We start from the raw sequence: 17622 nt of genomic DNA on the forward strand, positions 1-17622 counted from the left end.
CCGGCATCGAGGAGTCGGCCGCCCCCGGATTCCGCAGAAGCCAGATGCACCGAGAATCCCGAACCGAGTGTTCTCACTCGACCTGGCAACACCGCAGCTCGACACGAGATCCACAGACAAGCTCAACGCGACAGGACAGCAGGTAGTCCGGATAACCATCCAACAGGCAGCCCCCACGGTTCTCGCGGGCTTCACTGTGTGACATTCACTGTGATGATGATCAGGTGAAAGAAGACCTAGCCGCACCGACGCCCGTCATCCTTGGCATAGACGACCTTCGTCCACTCCCCAGAGTTACGCGGATTGCCCGCACCAGCCGAGAAGGCATCCAGCTCCTGCAAGAGCACCGCGACAGCTTCATTGACGAACTCTGGCTCGACCACGATCTCGGCGGCGACGACACCATCATGCCCGTGGTGACCCTCATGGAAGAAGCCGCCTTCAACGGACGGCCCTTCCAGATCGGAACGGTCTTCGTTCACAGCGCCAACCCCATCGGTGCCGAAACCGTCGTCCGGTCACTCACACGCTGGAACTACCAAGTCCGGCGGACAACGGCTTAGTACTGCAACCGCATCTGGGGGGTGTGTCCTCGGCGTTTGTAGTGGGAGTTGCGGGCGCGGGCTTGGCTTCGTCGTCGGAAGTGTGACCAGTGGAGATGGTGGTCGTTGGCATGGTGGTGGGGCACGACGATGATGTGTCCCATCAGTCGGCGGATCTCCGGCACGCTCAGCGGTATGAGTTCTTCTCCGCCGTCCGTGCTTCCCCCTTTTCTGCTTCCCGGGCGCGGACGGCGGTCAGGTAGGCGAGGGCGGCCATGGCCAGGGTGATGTGGCGGTACCAGGCCCGATACAGTCGCACCTGGTAGTGGTCCAGGCCGCAGTCGCCCTTCGTGCTCTGGAAGCACTCTTCCACCGCCCACCTGGCCGCAGCCACCTTGACCAGGTCTTTCAGCCGGGTGGCGACCGGTCCGTAGCAGATGTAGTAGGCCAGTTTGCCGGGGTCGCCGAGGCTGCGTCGGGCCAGGACCCAGTGCCCGAAGCCGTTCGTCCACCGCGGGCGGATCGCGACGCGGGCCCAGTCGTAGATCCGCTCCCCGCGCGCGCCCCGGCCCCCGGACAGGCGCTTCCACGCCTGCCGGGGCAGCGCGTCGATCAGCCGGTCCACCTGCACGTCCGCGCCCTGGCCGGTGACGACGATGTCGTTGACCTTCGTGGCCAGCACGTGCGCGACCGCCCGCTCCTCCAGCCACGACCGCAGGTGCCTCACCTGCCCGAACGCCTCGTCCGCGGTCACCCACGCGAAGGGGACGCCGGCATCGATGGCACGCTGCAGCATCCACTTGAGGTGCTCGTTCTTCGTCGCGAAGGGGACCTCGTCCCCGATCCCCGCCGCCCGGCAGCGTTCGCGGTCATCGGTCCAGGAGAGCGGCAGGTAGAGCTCGCGGTCGATCAACGCCCGCCCCCTGCTTGAGGCGTAGGCCAGGAACGTCCCGATCTGGCTGTTCTCCGTACGGCCGGCTGTTCCGGTGTACTGCCTCTGGACACCCGCGGACTTCGTTCCCTTCTTCAGGAACCCGGTGTCGTCACCGATCAGTACGCCGTCCCGGGTGCCGATGCTCTCCATGACGAAGTCCCGCACATCGTCACGCACCGCATCCGCGTCCCAGTCGGAGTGGTTGAGCAGCCGCTGGACGCCGTCGGGACGCAACTGCCCGACCCGCTCGGCCACCGTCCAGCCGTTTTTGCGCTCCAACGGCGCGAGCAGCCCGATCAGGTAGTCCAGCGCCCGCTCCCGGGGCTCCGACCTCCCGAAATGCCGAGCGAACCGGGCATGAAACCCGGCTATCCCCTCGGACCACGACTCAACCTGCTCAACCGTCAACCCATAAGCACACAGTCAAGACAACGAACACCCGCACCCACAGTTACGCCCAGATGCGGTTGCAGTATTAGGGAATCCGACACCGGGTTGAGGCCTCGGCGTTCGACACGTCGTGAGACTGCGATAGAAACCGCAGACCAGAGAAGCAGCGTCCGACACGAGCCTCGAGACCCGACATCTGACAGTGCCGCGCGGCCCGGCAGGCGCGCGCTGCACGAGGCCCGAGCGCTTGGAGGAGGCTGGCCCGGACCCGGACCCGTCTCCGGAGGTTCCGATCACCCGCCGGCGCCGACGATCGGACCTGAGCCGCCTGCCCACGCTGCGGCTTCCTGTCCCGGGACGGGATGGCTGCGGCCGACCTGCCGGCGGTGGGGCGGGCCGAGGTCACCGGCTACGGGGTGGACCTGTTCGAGAGCCGCGTGGATGAGATCGACCACAGCTACTTCGTGCGGCTGGACGGCGGTGCGGTACTCAGGGCCCGCCGAGTGGCGCTGGCCACCGGGCTACGGGACGAGCTCCCTGCGATCCCGGGCGCACACGAGCGGTGGGGCAAGGATCTGCTGTCCTGCCCCTACTGCCACGCGTATGAAGTACGCGACCAGCCCATCGGAGTACTGGGCACCCACCCGGGCGCAGTGCAGCACGCGCTGCTGTTGCGACAGTGGTCGCACGACATTCTTTTCTTCACGCACACCCTGGACCTCCGCACGGAGGAACGCGAACAGCTGCCCGCCCGCGGCATCACCGTCGTTGAGGGCGCCGTCAAACGCCTGGTGCCGGAAGACGACCGACTGCGCGGCGTCGAGCTGACCGAAGGTCACGTCCACCCCCGCCGTGCGGTCTTCGTCTTCCCGCACATGGTGCCCCGCGACGCCCTGCTCACTGGCCTGGGGTGCGAGCGGGACCAGAGCGGCTGGGTGACCACCGACTCCGTGGGCCGGACAAGCGTGTTCGGGGTGTGGGCGGTCGGCAATGTATCGGACGCGAAGGCACTTGTGATTACCGCGGCGGGGCAGGGCGCCGCGGCCGCGTTCGCGCTCAACCACGACCTCGCCGCAGAGGACATCGAGCGTGCCGTGGAGAACACCGGATCCTCACCCCGGATGCCCCAACACGTCCCACAGCCGACCCCGCAGGCCGCCTTGTCCAGCTGACCCCGGCCATTACCTGCCGTCCGGGCCCGTCGGGGGAACCGCGTGCAAACACGAACACACCAAAGGAGAATCCCACCATGTCAGCAAAGTCCACCCGCTTCGTGGACAGTGTCACCGAGCAGACCTTTCCCGCCCGCGTACTGAAGGCGGAGCGCCCCGTCCTGGTCCAGTTCTGGGCCGCGTGGTGCGGGCCGTGCATCAGAGTCACTCCCATCGTCGAGGCGTTGGCCGCCGAGCACGCGGGCGTCCTGGACGTCGTCAAGATCAACGTCGATGAGGAGCCCGGACTGGCGGAGCGGCATCGAATCACCTCGATCCCCGCCTTCGTGGTCTACGCCGACGGCGCCCTCACGACGGCATGGACGGGTGCCGCACCGAAGCCCGTCCTGGAACACCAACTCGCCCCCCTCCTCCGCTGAGTGCCGGCGGGCACCACGCACCCGACGCGGCGGAGCCAGGCCGCGTCGGGGCGCCCGCCGCTCGTGCTTCTGGAACCGGTGGATCCACATGAGGGCCATGCCCAGCACTCCAGGGTGCCCCGATCTCACGAACGACCCGGATCAACCCACGAAGAAAGGCATGGACCCATGAACTCGCATCACGATCAGGACATCCGGCCGGACGCCTCAGGCGCGCTCCGGGAACGCGAAGCCGGCGTGCATGCCCCTGCTCTCATGCGGACCATGGAGTGGTTGCGGGGTCTGTTGCGGATCGGCGGCGGCGGACACGCTCCCGTCCACCGGGTACTGGACGTCGGCAGCGGGCCGGGCGTGGTGACGTGCCTGTTGGCGCGCACCTTCCCGGACGCCGAGGTCGTTGCCGTCGACCGGTAGCCCGGCATCCTGGAACAGGTCCGTTCGCGCGCGGCAGCTCAGGGGATGGCGGACCGTATCGTCACTCAACTGAAGTATTTTCACGGCGAGTTCGCCGCACTTGGTTCCGCTGATCTGATCTGGAGCCGTAACGGCGTCCACCGCGTGGGGGATCAGCAGGCGGCACTGCGCTCCCTGGTCGCCTGTTTGCGGCCGGGCGGACTCCTCGCCGTCGCCGAGAGCGGGCTGCCCCCGCGTTTCCTGCCCCGCGACATCGGCGTGGGGCGTCCGGGCTTGCAGGCCCGCCTGGACGCGGCCGCCGAGGACGCCTTCGGCGAGATGCGCGACCAACTGCCGGGATCGGCCGCGACGGTGGAGGACTGGCCGGCCATGCTCGCCCGTGCCGGGCTCATCCCCAGCGGGACGCGCAGCTTCTTCACCGATCTCCCGTCTCCCCTCGGGATGTCGGCGCGAGAGTACCTGCACATGCGTCTGACCCGGCTGCGCGATCGGATCGGTGACCGGCTGGATCCGGAGGACCGCGCAACGCTGGAGCGGCTCCTGGACAGCGACACGTCCGCAGGGATCCTCGGACGTCCTGACGCCTTCTACCTCACCGCCGACACTGTCCACACAGCCCGGTTGTGCCGCGGCGGCGTTCAGTACTGAAACGGTCCTCACCGTGACGAGGCCGCAGCTCCGGGGCTGCGGCCTCGTCGTCGGTCGTGGCCGATCCGGGCCCGGTGTTGGCGTCGGCGATGCCGTCGGGCTCGTCAGCTGGGCTCGAGACGGTCGGAAGCGGGGGCGGCGGGCGGCTCGATCTCGCGCAGTCGTGCGAACGGCGCGGCCGTGGCAAGAGCGAGAGCGATCGCTCCCATGAGCAGGAGGGCGAACCAGCCACCGGAATTGTCGATGACGACTCCGGCTGCGGCGGACGCCAGCGATGCGCCGAGATTCACGGAGGTGTTGATCCATGTCGACGCTTCCGTCCGGCTGGATTCCGGAACGATGGTGTCGGCGATGAGGTAGCCGGTGATGAGAGAGGGCGCGAGGAAGAGGCCGACGAGTGCGAGGCCCGTAGCGAACAGACCGAGTGTGTGCAGCTGGGACACGAGCACCGCGGCAAGCCCCATGCCGGTGCACAGGGTGAACAGCCTCGTGCCGATTCCCGCCTTGAGGTTCAGCTGCCCGTAGAGGAACCCACCGAGGGCGCTTCCGCCGGCGAAGGCCGCCAGGATCCATCCCGAAGCCGCGACGGCGTCACGCTGCTCGGCGACCGCCGGCGCTGCGATCTCCGCGACGCCGAGCACACCGCCGACGCCCACGAGGACGATCAGCACCCTTGCGAATCCTGGCTGGCGGAGCGGGCGATCGCCTCGCGCGACACCCCCTCCCGTTCCGCGCAGCGCCCCCGACGACGCGCTGGACGTCATCGCCGCGGTGCCGAGGGAAACCGTGGCAGCAGTCACCCAGAGTCCGGTGGCAGGAGAAGTCGCCACGATGACCGCAGTGATGACGACGGGACCACCGACGAAAAGGAGCTCTTCGCACACCGCGTCGATGCTGAACGCTTTCGTTCGCTGGTCACCGACCGTCGTGAGCGACGCCCAGATCATGCGCATCGCGGCCCCCAGGGGCGGCGCCGTCAGGCCGACCACCGCACTGAGAACGAGGAACCAGACGTCCGCAACTCCCTCGGCTTCCGCGATGAGCGCGAGGGCGATGAACCCTGACGCCTGACCTGATGCCATGGCGGTGAGTGCGACTCGTTGACCGAGTCGATCGACGGCTCGGGCGCGCCAAGGGGCGGCGATGACGTTGGCGATCCCGAACGTCGCTGTCGCGAAGCCGGCTTGCGTGAACGAACCCGTACTGTCCTGGACGGTGAGCAGGAGGGCCAGACCGCCCATCGCGAGGGCGGACCGGGCGATCAGGGCGGGGAGGAACGCGCGAAGCGCGCCAGGAAGGAGAAGCACTGCGAGCATGAGGAGGCTCCGATGATGCGCGACCGGGATCTTGTCCGCGGCCGCCGTCTGACGGTGATCGAAGTCCGGAGGGCATGAACGATCGCACCCTCAACGGATCAGAACCTGGGCGGGAGAGACCCAGGACCGTCAGATGAACATCACAATGAGCACCCGCAGATCCTAGCAGGCTGGGATGCGGTGGCCGGCTGGCATGGTCGCCCCGTCGGTGCCGCCCTGGCGTCGGCCGGTGGGCTCGGCGCGGTCACCAGGGCGGTGGAGAGATCGGCGGCTTCCTCGGGCAGAGGGAGCGGGTGGGGGTGCCTATTCGGGTGTGTCCGGTGAGACGGTGTCCCAGGTTCCGAATCGGATCACTGACGTCTGGGACGGACGCTTTACGCAGGGGCTTCGCGAGAACCGGACTCATCCAGCGGTCGACGGAGAGAGCAGGCCCATCAACCACGGGTAACGGCATCACTGAGTGATGACGAGCCCGAGAGAAGACCTCGCCGCCACCCTCGCCCTGGAGGGCAACGTCCCCATGGCCGTCATCTCCAAGACCCTGCGGCGCTCCACGCTCTCGACCACCGCGAACATCTACAGCCACCTGACCTGGGGCACCGCCATGGCCGCAGTGCACACCATCGAAACAAGGCTCCGCCTCGTCGAGGCCCGCGCCCGCTACGACGCCGCTACCCAGCCAGGACAACTGACGCCGCGGGTTGGCCCCCGCCGCGTGCTGGTGGGCGCGGCAGATCGTGGAGTCGACGTTCACCTCCCAGGCGATCCTTCCTGCCGCGTCGGCCCGCGCCTGCAGGGCAGTGAGTATCTGCTGCCAGACACCCTGACGCTGCCAACGGCGAAACAGCCCGTAGACCGTCTGTCAGGCTCCAAACTCTGGCGGAACGTCCCTCCATGGGGCGCCCGTCCGCACCCGCCACCGAATCCCGTCGACCAGCCTGCGGCGCGACCTCGCCGGACGTCCCACGCAGGCCACCGGCACCAACGGTTCCAGCACAACCCACTGGTCATCCGACAGATCCCCACGCCCCATCCGATGAGGCTGACATCAAGCCGGATGACCTTCCAAAACACGCCATAGGCACTGGGCGACCCGACCGGCGTTCCCTTCAGGAACTGCCCGGTGCTGTTAAGGCTGGAACAGTTTCCACTGCCCCTCGGAGACGACCTGGGCGGCACCGTCAACCACCTTGATGGCGGTCTCGTCGTCGATCGCATACGTCGGCGCTGGAATCCGTGCCGCCCACCTCTCCGCGTTGGCCAAGGAGGCGTCGGGGTGGTCCGGGTGCTCCAGGTGCGGGATCACCGCGAAGTCGACGAGTCCTGCTCCCTGTCCCGTGACCAGGATTCTGTCGACGTCACCCTGAGGCGTGGCGAAGACGATGTCCTCCGACCTCAACGGTCCATCGTTCCCGCGGGGCGGTTCGCGGTAGGTCTCGACGAAGGTGGAGGCAACAGCCATGCTCCCGGCACTCACCCCCACGTAGACCGCCTCGGAGCGCAGCGTCGGAAGGAGGCCGGTCAAACCGGAACGCCGCATCCAGTTGGCGAGAAACAGGGGGTCACCGCCCCATACCAGCAGCGCGTCGGCGGCCTGGACCGTTGGCACCCAAACAGCCTCCTCGATGCTCGACAGCGCCGTCAGCTCCAGGATCCCCAACGATCTCCAACCCAATCCACACAACGGCGATGGCCCCTCACCGGAGATCGCACGCCACGCCATGCCGGACCCGCCGGGGAAGGGGTAGATGGCGGTGGGGATGAACAGGGCGTCGGACTCGGCGATCGATTTGCCCAGCAGATCGACCAGCGCGTCGTGGATGCTGTTGTTCTTGATCCCGGACGACGTGAGGAGTGCTCTCATGTGCCTACCTCCCTGCGTTGCCTACTGCGGAGCACTCGCTGCGCCCCGAGCCTCGCTGGACCTGCGCTTGGGTCAGACGCGGACCGATCCGGGCGGTGCGATGCACTACTCGAACATCGGTCCGATCACGACAACGAGACACCCCGACACCATAAAAATACGACACAACCCGGCCAACGTAACCGGTCAGAGCACCGGGACGCGGTACGGCTCCGGGGCCGGCTCGGCCCGGTGGTGGCGGGCCGGGCGGAGCGGCCACCAGAGGGCGCGGCCGAGCAGGGCGGCGACGACGGGCACCAGGACCAGGACGACGGCGGAGAGCAGGATCCCGATCGTCAGCGCGAAGGCCACCTGTTCGCTGCCCGGGGTGGCGGTGATCGCCGACGCTGTGCTGATCAAGCCAAACCAGATCGGCACCGTCAGCGAGACCCTGACGGCGATGCGGGTGTGCCGCCAGGCCGGGTACGCGCAGATGGTCTCCCACCGCTCCGGGGAGACCGACGACACCTTCATCGCCGACCTCGCCGTCGGCTCCGGCTGCGGGCAGATCAAGTCCGGTGCCTCCGCCCGCGGCGAGCGCACCGCCAAGTACAACCGCCTCCTTCAGGTCGCCGACACCCACCCCACCCTCGCCTACCGCCGTCCCTGACCCGTCCGCGCCGCCCGGCGCGGTGGGTTAACGGCAGCGGGGTGGCCAGCAGCGGCTGGTCGCCCCGCGGTCCGAGGCCCAGGCACCGGGCGGGCCGGCGCGGATCGCCACGCGCAGCGTGCCGACCTCGTCTGCGAACAGCGGCGAGCCGTCGGCGGCGGCCTCGCCGGTGGCGAAGACGATGACGTGCGCCGCCGGTCGGTGATCAGCTGCTCGGTCACCGGTTCCACCGGCCGGGCCTCGCCCGAGGCGAGGCGCTCGACGAGTTCGTCGCCTCGCTGGGCGAGGACGGCACGTCCCCGGGCGATCCGCTGGTCGGCGTCGGCCCGGATCAGTGTCCGAAGGTGCAGGCGCTCCCGCGCGAGTTCGTGCGAGAAGGGAGAGCCACTCTGCGGTGCAGGCGAGTTGTCGTCAGGCCGGTTGGTGTCCGTGCCCTCTCGGGACTCGGTGAGCGCCCGTGGCATCCGGTGGTCCTCACCGGTGGTGGAGCGATCGTCGTTGTCCCCACCTGTATACAGGCTGCGCGCGGATCCAGGGGCCGTTTCGTGCAGTGCCGCAAGGCCGTAGGCGGGTGGGTGCCGGTCGGGCGCCGAGGCCGGCGGGGACGGCCCGTCAGCTTCGGGGCGGGAACAGGCGGTTACCTCGCCCCGCGACTGCTTGTACTCGACCCGGCGGTCGTTCTCGTGAAGATCGAGCGGGGCTCGCCAGCCGGCGGTCTTCCGGTCGGGTCAGTGGCTTGTCGGAGCCGTGGCCTAAAGTGCAGCCTCTGACAGACTGACGGCCGGAGAGGGGTCGGGCGATGACCGAGGCATGGGACCGACTGCGGGCGATCATGGGCGAGCCGGTGTACACCCCGGCGCGGGTGCCGTGGGAGCTGGCACCGGCCGAGCTCGGGGTCCAGCTGCCGTCGGACTACCGGGCGTTCGTCGACCTGTACGGTGCGGTGAACCTGAACGGCGAGTGGGGTGTGCGGTCGCCGACGGAGCACTCCCACGGAGCCGGTTCGCCGGGCGGCCTGGCGGGGTGGCGTTTCGAGACCGACACCGAGTTCCGGGGGCAGGTCGAGGGCGAGGACGAGTTCTGGGACCAGGAGCGCACCCCCGTGTTCCCGGACCCGGGCGGGCTGCTGCCCTGGGGCATCAACAGCAACCACAACTACTGCTGCTGGCTGACCGACGGCCCTGATCCGGAGCAGTGGCCGGTGGCCGTCTTCTGCGACTTCGATGGCGTCGACGACGGTGAGCTCGACCGGTTCGACGGCGGCTTCGCGGAGTTCGTGACGACCGTGCTCACCGGCGGCTACGCCCATGAGGACGAGCTGCTGGTGCGCCCGGACCCGAAAGAGTGGGGACCTCAACCGGCCCGACCGCTCTGGACACCCGCCTACGACTGGACCGGCAAGGACTGGGGCGCGGAGTGGGGCATCACCGGGTACCGGCCCACCGGGTCGACGGAAATGCCCTGGACCAGGTAACGACGATCCGGGTACACCACCGTGACTGTGCCGAGGCTGCCTCAACTCGTGCGCGGCAGAAGCAACGGCCCCTCCCGTGAGCTGGAGTGTCAAGCGGCGAGGGCGTCGGCTTGGTGGGACCAGGCGGTCGCCTCGTCGTACGGTGTGCCAGCTTTCAGGCAGCCGTGCAGGATGCCGACGAGCCGGTTGGCGAGTTGGCGCAGGGCGGCGTTGAATTCGATGCCGCGGGCGCGTTGCTTCTCGTAGTAGGCCCTGGCACCGGCGGAGAGTCGGCCCAGATCTCGGAGCCCGGGGGCAGATCCGCCGCACCGGTCCTGCCCGAGGTGTCGGGGTTGTTGTAGATACCGACCCGGTTGCTGGTGGTTGTTCGGACCCAAGCGGAGGCAGCGGCGCTGTCTGCCCCCGAAATCACCACACCAGCGCTGATTGCCAAGGCCACCGCGACTGTTCCGGTGGATTGCCCGTCGTGGCCCGGCCGTTGGCCGGACCTGTCTCGTCATCGGAGACCGGAACCTGCAAGACGCCTGCTTCCGACGGGCCGTACCCGATGAGGCACCCAGCGGAAGCGGTTGCCCAGAGGCTGTGGGCAGGCGTCTTCGAGCTGTCCTGGTACCGTGCCCGTCCCCGTGCCCCAGGTTGGCCGGCCAACACCCGGATGAGGAAGGAGGAACCGCATGCGAAGCGGTAGAACGTCGCCCGCGACGGGATTGTCAGCCACGCGCACCGCGAATCGGCGGACCTGCACCTGAGACGGGTGAGATACCACCAGGTCCAGTGGGACCGGCCACGAACCCGCAGGACAACCGGTGGTCCCCGCGACGGAACGCCCCCGTTCTGCCAGAAGGGTCGAGACGAAGTGGAAGATCGGGAGCAGACGGGAACGGGCTGGTCGTCGGCGACGCCAGGCGCTCACGCCACGCGCAGCCGCTCCGGCGGGGAGCCGGAACGACTGACTCCTACGTTCCTTGGACGTGGCGGTCCGTGGATGTCACCGGGGGGAGACTTCGCTCATCTCCGCCCAGCCGTCCATGCCGTGGATCTCGGTCGAGACGATCTGCGGCTTGGTTGCCACCGCGTACGACATGTCCTCCATGGCCTTGGTGAAGTGCGCCGACTCCACGTGTTCCCTGCCTGCGTCGCCGTCACGGAAGGCCTCGACCAGGACGAACTCGTTGGGGTTGTCGACGTTGCGGGACCACTCGAAGAAGAGGTTGCCGGCCTCGCGGCGGGTGGCCTGGGTGAAGTCGTCGACAAGGCTGAGCCAGTCGTCGGCGCGCTCGGGGCGGACCGCGAACTTGACCGTTATGAAGATCATGAGACTTCCTTTCGTTCCACGTTTACACGTAGCAGTACGGGTAGGGACAGGCTGCTCAGCGAGCATGGTTGTAATCGTCGCAGGTCAGGCGGGTGGTCTGCGACACAGAAAACGACACACGCCGCTGGCTCGCGATCACAGGAGGGCCGTCAGAGGCCAGCCCCGGTGATGCTGATCTCGGCGCCAAGTGGCAGCCCGGGCGGTGAGACCCTGTCCAATGATCGGCCCCGCCCGAGCGGGGATGTACTCGGCCGCCGGCCTGAACAACGTCAGCGCCACTGGTGCGGCCGGTGAGCAGCCAGCGACATGGACTGAGGTGAGCGGCCGGGCCGACTGCTGGCGCCGACGCGGTCTCGGGCTCTGTGCGTGACGGTGAGCCAAGGCGTCAGTGGGCCGAGTGCCTCATCTGTGCCTGGCGCAGAGCCGTCTCCCCGCTGGTGTGGACCTACGCGAGCCCTACCGCCACCTCGACTCACCTCCCACAGCCAGGCGTCGTGCCAGTCGTCGTAGTCGCCGGAGGTGACCGGAAGGCGGTTTCTACGACTTCTCCGATGTCCGAGCCACCGTAGACGACCAGGCCGAGATTACGCAGGGTGTCGAACCCGAGCTGCTGATCGCCCTGGAACATCAGCTGCTGTATCGCATCTCCCCCTCAAGGAGGGCCCGGAAGGTGCGCGGGGGCCGACCGGTAAGACGGTGGACGGCGTCGGTAGTGCGGTCCTCCGCCCCTCCGGCGATAGCACGGTCCATGTCGGCCAGCATTGCGGCGAACTCCACCGGTACCTGCGTCGTGAGGCGATCGCGCAGCTGCTTGTAGGACAGACGGCGGTGGACGACGGGCCGACCGGTGACCTCGGAGATGCTTGCGGCAATGTCGTCGTGGCCGAGTGCCTCAGGTCCGGTGAGGACGAGATCGGTGTTGGGGGCTTGCTCGTCGGTCAGAGCGCGCACGGCGACGGCCGCGATGTCCTCGGCGTCGACGAAGCCGACCCGGCCGGTTTCGGTGGCGGTCCAGATGATGCCCTCGTCGCGGATGCTGCGAGCATGCGCGTGCGTGCCGGTGAAGTTCTGCATGAACCACGAGGGCCGCAGTACCGCCCACTGTTCGAACAGATCGGGCAGGGCCTGGTGCACCGTTCCCACCGCCGGGCCGCCCTCGGGGATGGCCGAGGAGCTCAGCAGCACCGCGCGGCGCACACCGACGGTGCGGGCCCGATGGAGGAACGGCAGCATGACTGCCGCAGGGCCGGAGTCACCCGGGGGCGGTACGAGGTAGACGCGGTCGACGCCGTCGAGAGCGGCCGCGTGGGTGGTGGGGTCGTGCCAGTCGAAGGGGACCGGCTCAGCTCCGGCGACCGGGGTGGCCTGACGGCTGGCGGCTTTGACGCGGTGGCCCGCGGCCGTCAACTGCGCGGCGGTGCGGCTTCCGGTGGTGCCGGTGGCACCGATGACCAGAGTGGTGCGAGCGGTGGTCATCAGCTGCTCCTGGTGAAGTCGGCGCCGGGTTCCTGTACGGCGAGGGGGTTCCAGTAGTCGCGGTAGGAGGCGATGTGTCCGTCTCGAACGGTCACGACGGCGATGTAGGTCATGTCGAAGGGAGCGTCGCTCTCCACCAGGCGGCCGACGCCGCGCATCTCGACCACGATGGTCTGTGGATCGGTGGTCTGGTGGATCCGCAGGTCGGGGAAGTCGTGCAGGTCAACGTGATCGGGGTAGTGGCGCATGTAGGCGGCGACGGCCTCCTTGCCCTCCAGGCGCCGGGGCCAGCCGTCGGGGGCGAAGGGGAACTCCATGAGGCCGTCCTCGGCCCACAGGGCGACCCACGCGGGTATGTCCTTGTCGAGCAGCAGTCGCAGGCTGTGGCGGTACAGATCCGCCGGGGAGGTCGGTGCGGACATGGGTATCCTCCAGAACATAGAATCCGGACCTTGGGTCCGCTTCAACGATATGGACCACGGGTCCGTTTTACAAATGGAAGGAGCGGCATGCCCGAACGCCAGTCGTCTCGCAAGGACGCCATCCGCAACCGGGAGGCCGTGCTCGCGGCCGCCGACGCCCTCTTCACTCGCCGCGAGAGTCCCGAGGACGTCACCATGGCCGACGTCGCGGCAGCGGCCGGCGTCGGCAAGGGCACGCTCTTCCGGGCCTTCGGTGATCGCGCCGGTCTGCTCCGCGCGCTGTACGAGGCACGGCTCGAACCGATCAGGCAGGCCGTCGAGAACGGCCCACCACCCCTGGGGCCCGCGACCCCACCGCGGGATCGCGTACCCGCCCTGCTCGATGCCGTCCTGTGCTTCAAACTCGACAACCGGCGCCTCGCGCTGGCCCTGGAGGAGAGCGGGAGCAGCAGCCCGTACCGGGCGGAGCACTACGAGCGGTGGCACGGCCTGCTCCAAGCCGTACTGGAGCAGATCCCCAGCGTGGCCGCCAGCGGCTTCACCGCCCACGCCCTGCTCGCCGCCACACGAGCCGACCTCGTCGAGCACCTGGCCGCAGAAGAGCGCATTTCGCGGGAGGAATTGCGGGCACAGTTCGCGAACTTCGTCACGAAAGTCCTGGCCTCCGGCTCACCGTAAGGCCAGCCCCGGCCCGTCTGCCGAGGCGACGGCTGGGCTCCTCATCCGAGGAACCCGGTCGTCACGGTTCCACACGGGACTACCGGCGCAGTCTCGCTGGGTCGAGGTCTCGGGGGAACGTGTCGGTGAGCTGGGCGGTCTCGCCGGCCTGGACGAGGCGGTCGGCGTAGAGGCCGCGCTCGAGGTGGCCGAGGTCCTGGTCACGCGGCACCGCTGAGGGTCATCGGCGGGCGGGCCAGGCGCAGCGGTGCGGTGTTTGGCGGTGGCCTGGCTGCCGGTGTCGGCCGCGGTGCGGGCGGTGGCGGGGGCGAGGTCGGCAATGACGCAGTTGGCCGCGTAGAAGTCGAGGACGGGAACCGACTCGCCGCTGGGTGCGTCGATCCAGCGCGGCCCGCCAGGGGAGTGCTTGCGCATATGGGCAGCCCACGAAGTGGTCACGCGGGTGATGATCGGGCTGTCGCATGATGGCGCGTCGCCGCTCAGCGCGGTCCTCCGCTCTCCACCTGGGCCCATTCGAGAAGGTCCTCGATGGCGTCGAGGAGCTCGTCCGGGGCGCGGAGATCGCGATGTTCTTGCCGGATCTGGCCACTGGCCCAGTCGCCGCACTCCAGCTCGGCTTCGCCGCTGTCCCAGACGATGAGCATGGCGGCATAGCCGTCGGTCTCCACCGTCATCCATGCGCTGGTCTTGGGTCGACCGTCATCAGGTGATCGTTGGATGTCACCCGTGACCCCGCGTGATCGCAGTTGCTCCTCGTTCTCGGTGAACCATCGGACCCGACTGTCAGGACAGCGGACCGGCCAGCAACTGGGCTGCCAGGTCGTGCAGTTCGGCCACCAGCTCCTTCGTCAGCCCACCGCAGTGCTCCTGTTGGTCCTCCGCGAGATACAGCCATCGGCGGAGCGGCCACAGCGGCGAGTCGGGGTCGTCGGCGGGGCACAGCTCGAAGCCGATCCGCTCGGCCGCCACCAACGGATCGACGCGGCCGTCCAGCAGGTCCCGCAGGCAGTACCGGGCCAGTGCCCGGTCACGGGCTTCGAGGGTGGCAGGCAGCCGCAGCGCCGGCCAGAGTTCCTGCTCCAGTTCGGCCAGCAGCCGGCGCGCCTCCAGAACCTCCCCGTCGGACAGCACGCCGAGCTCCCACAGGCTCGGGGTGTCCGCCCCGCCGGCCAGTGCCGTCCGGGCAGCCTCCACCGCCGCGGTGACCGTCTCCGGATAGCCGGCGGTCCCGCGCTCCAGCAGCACCCGACGCAGCGGTTCGAGTGCCTGGTCCAATTTCATGGCGCGAGCGTAGCCGCCCACTCCGGTATGGAGCGACGGGATTTGAGCCGGGGCAGCCGGATGGTGCGCCGGCCGGTCTCGAGGTTGTCCATTCCGCCTGCGCGGAGGCGACCCCGGTGCTTGACCTACCTGCCCACCGACTTCGCGCTCGTCCTCACCGCCTCTGCGGACGAGCACAGGTGACGACGTGTGGCCACGCCGGCGGGGGTTGGTCAGCCGATCACGGGCACCGACTGGACGATGCCGTTGTCGTCGACATGAAGCCAGACGCGGTCTGCCTGGTAGTCCATGGGGATGTCATGGCCCGGTGGAACGGCTCTGACGTGGGTGACCTCAGGGTAGCTCTGCCGGATGTGCGCCTCGGCTTCGGCGGCGGTGGTGCCGACAAGTCCAGGCCACCGAACGAGCTCCTCGCTCCATTCATCTGCCACGGGTCGCTCCCTTGGGTCGGTGACACTCGTAGTGGGTCACCGCCAGGTCCTTCCCATGATCGCGTCATCCCATTCCTGGCCGCAGTCTCCGGGCACTGTCCGCCCGGCCCACCGCCACTCCCGCTGCGAGGGAGGCGAACATGGCTCGGCCGCTCCACCCTCTACCGAGCCCTCGCCGCGTACGACGAAGCCCGCCGCCACCGGCCGGGACCCGACGCCATGCCAGCACGCTCTGATTGCGTGAACGATCGTACGAAGCAGAAGACATGACAGCTCTGCGCGCCTGCGGGGACCTGCGGTGGTCGGACCGCTCCGCCGGACCGGAGATCGTTCCCGGAACCGCGGCCAGAGCCTGTTCCAGGAGCGCACCCGGTGAGGAGGGAGAGCTGCCTCTCGGCGGCCGCCCTACCGCCGTGGTGCCGTCGGGTAGACCTCGATCCGCGGGCCGCCCCTGGCTGGGGCGAGGACGGCGTGGCTGCTTTGGACGGTGACCTGGTGCAAGGCCGACTCCCCGAGGGGACCGGGAGGGCTACCGGGACGTCGCCGAGGCGGATGCGGACGGTGCCGTTGTCCTCGTCGATGTGGCTGGCTGTCTGTCGGGGGCAGGATAGTCGCGTTACCCGTGGTGGTAGCGATCAGATCTGCCGGTCCGGATCGGAGAAGGTCAAGTCACCAGGCGAGAGGCGGTGACGGGCCGGGGCAGGCGCGTTCACGGTCTCGCCGGGCGGCTGGCGGAAGTCGGCGCCCTGCTCGACCGGCAGCCGGCGCACGCCGGGCTGGGCGGGCAGGGGTGCGTCCGTTGCGGTCGCAGAGAAGGCGGGCATCGCGAGAGGGCGGCGGTCAGTCATGATCACCAGTCTCGCAGCCCGGACGGGGCCGGGTAGGCCAGGCCCCTGTCACCGGTGGTAGTGCTCTGGCCCTGGCTACAGGGCCAGACCGACCCGTTGTTCCAGATCCCCAGAACGAAGCGGTTGAGCCCCTGCTACCACTCTCTCCCCCGCTCGAGGCAGGCCGGCCGTAATGGTCGGCGCGCCTCGGCACGGCTGCGGGCCCGCGCTCGTTCGCGCCCGGCCGTTTTCGGGAAACCGGCCCCGGCGGAGTGGTCGCTCTGGCATGCTCACCCGAATGCGGCAGGCCCCGGGTGACCGGAGCCTCACACAAAGTCAACTACCGGGCCGGAGTGGGCAGTGCAGTACACGATCAGCGCGACGGCGTTCCTCGCGATCGTCATCGTCATCCGGCTCCGCCGCCGCACCGAGGCCCGCCGCCGCACCGACGAGGCGTTCACCGTCTTCACCGCCGTCGTGTTCGGCGTCCTGATCGCCACCACCGCCTGGGGCCACGCCATCCTCCAACTCGTCGGCATCGCCGTCGAAGCCACCCGCTGACCGCGCACCACGGATCCGCTCCCCGCCCGGCACTGCGGCCCACAGGAAGGACACGACGTGAACACACCCGGAGCAGCGCATGGCTGAGCGCAGGCCTACGGCGCGACGCCCGCGCCCACGTCGGCCCGTACGACGCGACGACGCCACCTGGATCGCCTACGCCCTGGTCGCGCTCCTCGCGCTCAGCGCCGCGGCCGCCGCCCTGCGGTGGCTCGCGGCGAACTGGTGGATCCCCGCCGCCGCCGCGCTCGCGGCCGGCACCGCCACCACGGTCGTGCTGCGGAGCCGGGCACTGGCCGCCCGCGAACACCGGCTGCGCGCCGCCCAGTTACGCCTGGCCCTGAGCGGCCCGGGCGGGATCGACCACATGACGCCGGACGCGTTCGAATACGCGGTGCGCGACCTGCTGCAACGCGACGGATGCCGCGCGCGCAAGGTCGGGCGGGCGAACGACCAGAGCGTGGACGTCCTCGCCGAGGACCCGACAGGCCGGCGCTGGGCCGTGCAGTGCAAGCACAAGCAGGACCCCGTCGGCGGCAAGCCGGTGGGCGTCGGCGTGCTGTACGCGCTCGCCGGCACCTACCAGCGCGCCCACGACGCCCACCTCGCCGTCGTCGTCACCAACGGCCGCTTCTCCCGCGACGCCCACCGCTGGGGCACCGAGCAGGGCATCCACCTCGTCGACCGGGCCGTCCTCGCCCGCTGGGCCGCTGACGGCCACCCGCTGTGGAGCGTCCTGCCCCGCATTCCCGCACCCCGCAACGGCCGCCTCAACTGACCCCCCTCGCCGGCTCGGAGGCCTACCCTGA

22 protein-coding genes and 2 pseudogenes are annotated in these 17622 nt (G+C 69.2%); 10 read left to right on the top strand and 14 right to left on the bottom strand.

Translation table 11 applies throughout. From position 1 onward, the window contains the following. The first annotated feature begins 224 nt into the window (after positions 1-224). On the top strand, positions 225-563 hold the full coding sequence (locus ACFVTF_RS03510; RefSeq protein ID WP_387808391.1) for a cyclic-phosphate processing receiver domain-containing protein: 339 nt from the start codon (positions 225-227) through the stop codon (positions 561-563). 166 nt (positions 564-729) lie between these two features. On the opposite strand, the gene ACFVTF_RS03515 is transcribed toward ACFVTF_RS03510, so the two are convergent. Then, positions 730-1884, bottom strand: coding sequence for an IS701 family transposase (locus tag ACFVTF_RS03515; protein WP_387808393.1), 1155 nt, complete (start codon positions 1882-1884; stop codon positions 730-732). Between the two features lie 344 nt (positions 1885-2228). Here ACFVTF_RS03515 and ACFVTF_RS03520 point away from each other — a divergent pair, with 344 nt between their 5' ends. From ACFVTF_RS03520 to ACFVTF_RS03535, 4 genes are all read left to right on the top strand, one after another. Next, the gene (locus tag ACFVTF_RS03520) at positions 2229-3038 is read left to right on the top strand and encodes an NAD(P)/FAD-dependent oxidoreductase (protein ID WP_387808396.1); all 810 of its coding nucleotides are present in this window, start codon (positions 2229-2231) and stop codon (positions 3036-3038) included. 77 nt (positions 3039-3115) lie between these two features. After that, complete coding sequence (locus tag ACFVTF_RS03525; RefSeq protein WP_387808399.1) at positions 3116-3457, top strand: thioredoxin family protein; 342 nt, start codon at positions 3116-3118, stop codon at positions 3455-3457. A gap of 273 nt (positions 3458-3730) precedes the next feature. Then, positions 3731-3871 (top strand): hypothetical protein, encoded by a 141-nt coding sequence (locus ACFVTF_RS03530; RefSeq protein WP_387808402.1) that lies wholly within the window; start codon positions 3731-3733, stop codon positions 3869-3871. Positions 3872-3880: 9 nt separating this feature from the next. After that, positions 3881-4519 (top strand): class I SAM-dependent methyltransferase, encoded by a 639-nt coding sequence (locus ACFVTF_RS03535; protein WP_387809571.1) that lies wholly within the window; start codon positions 3881-3883, stop codon positions 4517-4519. A 104-nt stretch (positions 4520-4623) separates the two neighbouring features. Here the strand turns inward: ACFVTF_RS03535 and ACFVTF_RS03540 are convergent, their stop codons facing one another. The 4 genes from ACFVTF_RS03540 to ACFVTF_RS03555 form a co-directional block, all read right to left on the bottom strand. Continuing rightward, positions 4624-5835 carry an MFS transporter gene (locus ACFVTF_RS03540; RefSeq protein ID WP_387808405.1) on the bottom strand — a complete coding sequence of 404 codons (1212 nt, stop codon included), beginning with the start codon at positions 5833-5835 and terminating at the stop codon, positions 4624-4626. Between the two features lie 862 nt (positions 5836-6697). Then, positions 6698-6868 carry a transposase gene (locus ACFVTF_RS03545; RefSeq protein ID WP_387808408.1) on the bottom strand — a complete coding sequence of 57 codons (171 nt, stop codon included), beginning with the start codon at positions 6866-6868 and terminating at the stop codon, positions 6698-6700. Between the two features lie 96 nt (positions 6869-6964). Then, the gene (locus ACFVTF_RS03550) at positions 6965-7699 is read right to left on the bottom strand and encodes a Type 1 glutamine amidotransferase-like domain-containing protein (protein WP_387808411.1); all 735 of its coding nucleotides are present in this window, start codon (positions 7697-7699) and stop codon (positions 6965-6967) included. Between the two features lie 186 nt (positions 7700-7885). Beyond that, positions 7886-8098 carry a hypothetical protein gene (locus ACFVTF_RS03555; protein ID WP_387808414.1) on the bottom strand — a complete coding sequence of 71 codons (213 nt, stop codon included), beginning with the start codon at positions 8096-8098 and terminating at the stop codon, positions 7886-7888. Between ACFVTF_RS03555 and ACFVTF_RS03560 the strand changes: the two are divergent. Beyond that, a pseudogene (locus ACFVTF_RS03560) lies at positions 8076-8348 on the top strand (phosphopyruvate hydratase); the annotation flags it as partial. The gene ACFVTF_RS03555 and the pseudogene ACFVTF_RS03560 overlap by 23 nt on opposite strands. A 27-nt stretch (positions 8349-8375) precedes the next feature. On the opposite strand, the pseudogene ACFVTF_RS03565 reads toward ACFVTF_RS03560, so the two are convergent. Further along, positions 8376-8552, bottom strand: a pseudogene (locus tag ACFVTF_RS03565) (DUF6296 family protein); the annotation flags it as partial. A gap of 595 nt (positions 8553-9147) precedes the next feature. On the opposite strand from ACFVTF_RS03565, the gene ACFVTF_RS03570 reads away from it, so the two are divergent. Beyond that, a complete protein-coding gene (locus tag ACFVTF_RS03570; protein WP_387808417.1) occupies positions 9148-9822 on the top strand; it encodes an SMI1/KNR4 family protein in 675 nt (224 codons plus the stop codon). 988 nt (positions 9823-10810) lie between these two features. Here ACFVTF_RS03570 and ACFVTF_RS03575 read toward each other — a convergent pair. The 3 genes from ACFVTF_RS03575 to ACFVTF_RS03585 form a co-directional block, all read right to left on the bottom strand. Further along, positions 10811-11137 carry a putative quinol monooxygenase gene (locus tag ACFVTF_RS03575; RefSeq protein ID WP_331745315.1) on the bottom strand — a complete coding sequence of 109 codons (327 nt, stop codon included), beginning with the start codon at positions 11135-11137 and terminating at the stop codon, positions 10811-10813. Between the two features lie 627 nt (positions 11138-11764). Continuing rightward, entirely contained in the window at positions 11765-12613 is an 849-nt protein-coding gene (locus tag ACFVTF_RS03580) for an NAD(P)H-binding protein (RefSeq protein WP_387808420.1), read from the bottom strand. Beyond that, the gene (locus ACFVTF_RS03585) at positions 12613-13035 is read right to left on the bottom strand and encodes a nuclear transport factor 2 family protein (RefSeq protein ID WP_331745309.1); all 423 of its coding nucleotides are present in this window, start codon (positions 13033-13035) and stop codon (positions 12613-12615) included. Before ACFVTF_RS03585 ends, ACFVTF_RS03580 begins: the two co-directional genes overlap by 1 nt. Positions 13036-13122: 87 nt before the next feature. Here ACFVTF_RS03585 and ACFVTF_RS03590 point away from each other — a divergent pair, with 87 nt between their 5' ends. Continuing rightward, a complete protein-coding gene (locus ACFVTF_RS03590) occupies positions 13123-13713 on the top strand; it encodes a TetR/AcrR family transcriptional regulator (protein WP_387808423.1) in 591 nt (196 codons plus the stop codon). Between the two features lie 79 nt (positions 13714-13792). Here the strand turns inward: ACFVTF_RS03590 and ACFVTF_RS03595 are convergent, their stop codons facing one another. The 5 genes from ACFVTF_RS03595 to ACFVTF_RS03615 all read right to left on the bottom strand — a co-directional run bounded on the left by ACFVTF_RS03595 (position 13793) and on the right by ACFVTF_RS03615 (position 16273). Next, positions 13793-13924: a hypothetical protein gene (locus ACFVTF_RS03595; protein WP_387808426.1), complete on the bottom strand. Its 132-nt coding sequence runs from the start codon at positions 13922-13924 to the stop codon at positions 13793-13795. A 268-nt stretch (positions 13925-14192) separates the two neighbouring features. Then, positions 14193-14387: a hypothetical protein gene (locus ACFVTF_RS03600; RefSeq protein ID WP_387808428.1), complete on the bottom strand. Its 195-nt coding sequence runs from the start codon at positions 14385-14387 to the stop codon at positions 14193-14195. Positions 14388-14496: 109 nt separating this feature from the next. Continuing rightward, a complete protein-coding gene (locus tag ACFVTF_RS03605) occupies positions 14497-14994 on the bottom strand; it encodes a hypothetical protein (RefSeq protein WP_387808430.1) in 498 nt (165 codons plus the stop codon). A 212-nt stretch (positions 14995-15206) separates the two neighbouring features. After that, positions 15207-15425, bottom strand: coding sequence for a serine protease inhibitor (locus tag ACFVTF_RS03610; protein WP_387808433.1), 219 nt, complete (start codon positions 15423-15425; stop codon positions 15207-15209). 635 nt (positions 15426-16060) lie between these two features. Beyond that, entirely contained in the window at positions 16061-16273 is a 213-nt protein-coding gene (locus ACFVTF_RS03615) for a hypothetical protein (RefSeq protein WP_387808436.1), read from the bottom strand. Between the two features lie 339 nt (positions 16274-16612). On the opposite strand from ACFVTF_RS03615, the gene ACFVTF_RS03620 reads away from it, so the two are divergent. After that, on the top strand, positions 16613-16813 hold the full coding sequence (locus tag ACFVTF_RS03620; RefSeq protein WP_387808439.1) for a hypothetical protein: 201 nt from the start codon (positions 16613-16615) through the stop codon (positions 16811-16813). 79 nt (positions 16814-16892) lie between these two features. After that, on the top strand, positions 16893-17591 hold the full coding sequence (locus tag ACFVTF_RS03625; protein WP_387808442.1) for a restriction endonuclease: 699 nt from the start codon (positions 16893-16895) through the stop codon (positions 17589-17591). Positions 17592-17622: the final 31 nt, after the last annotated feature.

Source organism: Kitasatospora sp. NPDC057940, assembly GCF_042887425.1.
In the GTDB taxonomy this organism is placed as follows: domain Bacteria; phylum Actinomycetota; class Actinomycetes; order Streptomycetales; family Streptomycetaceae; genus Kitasatospora.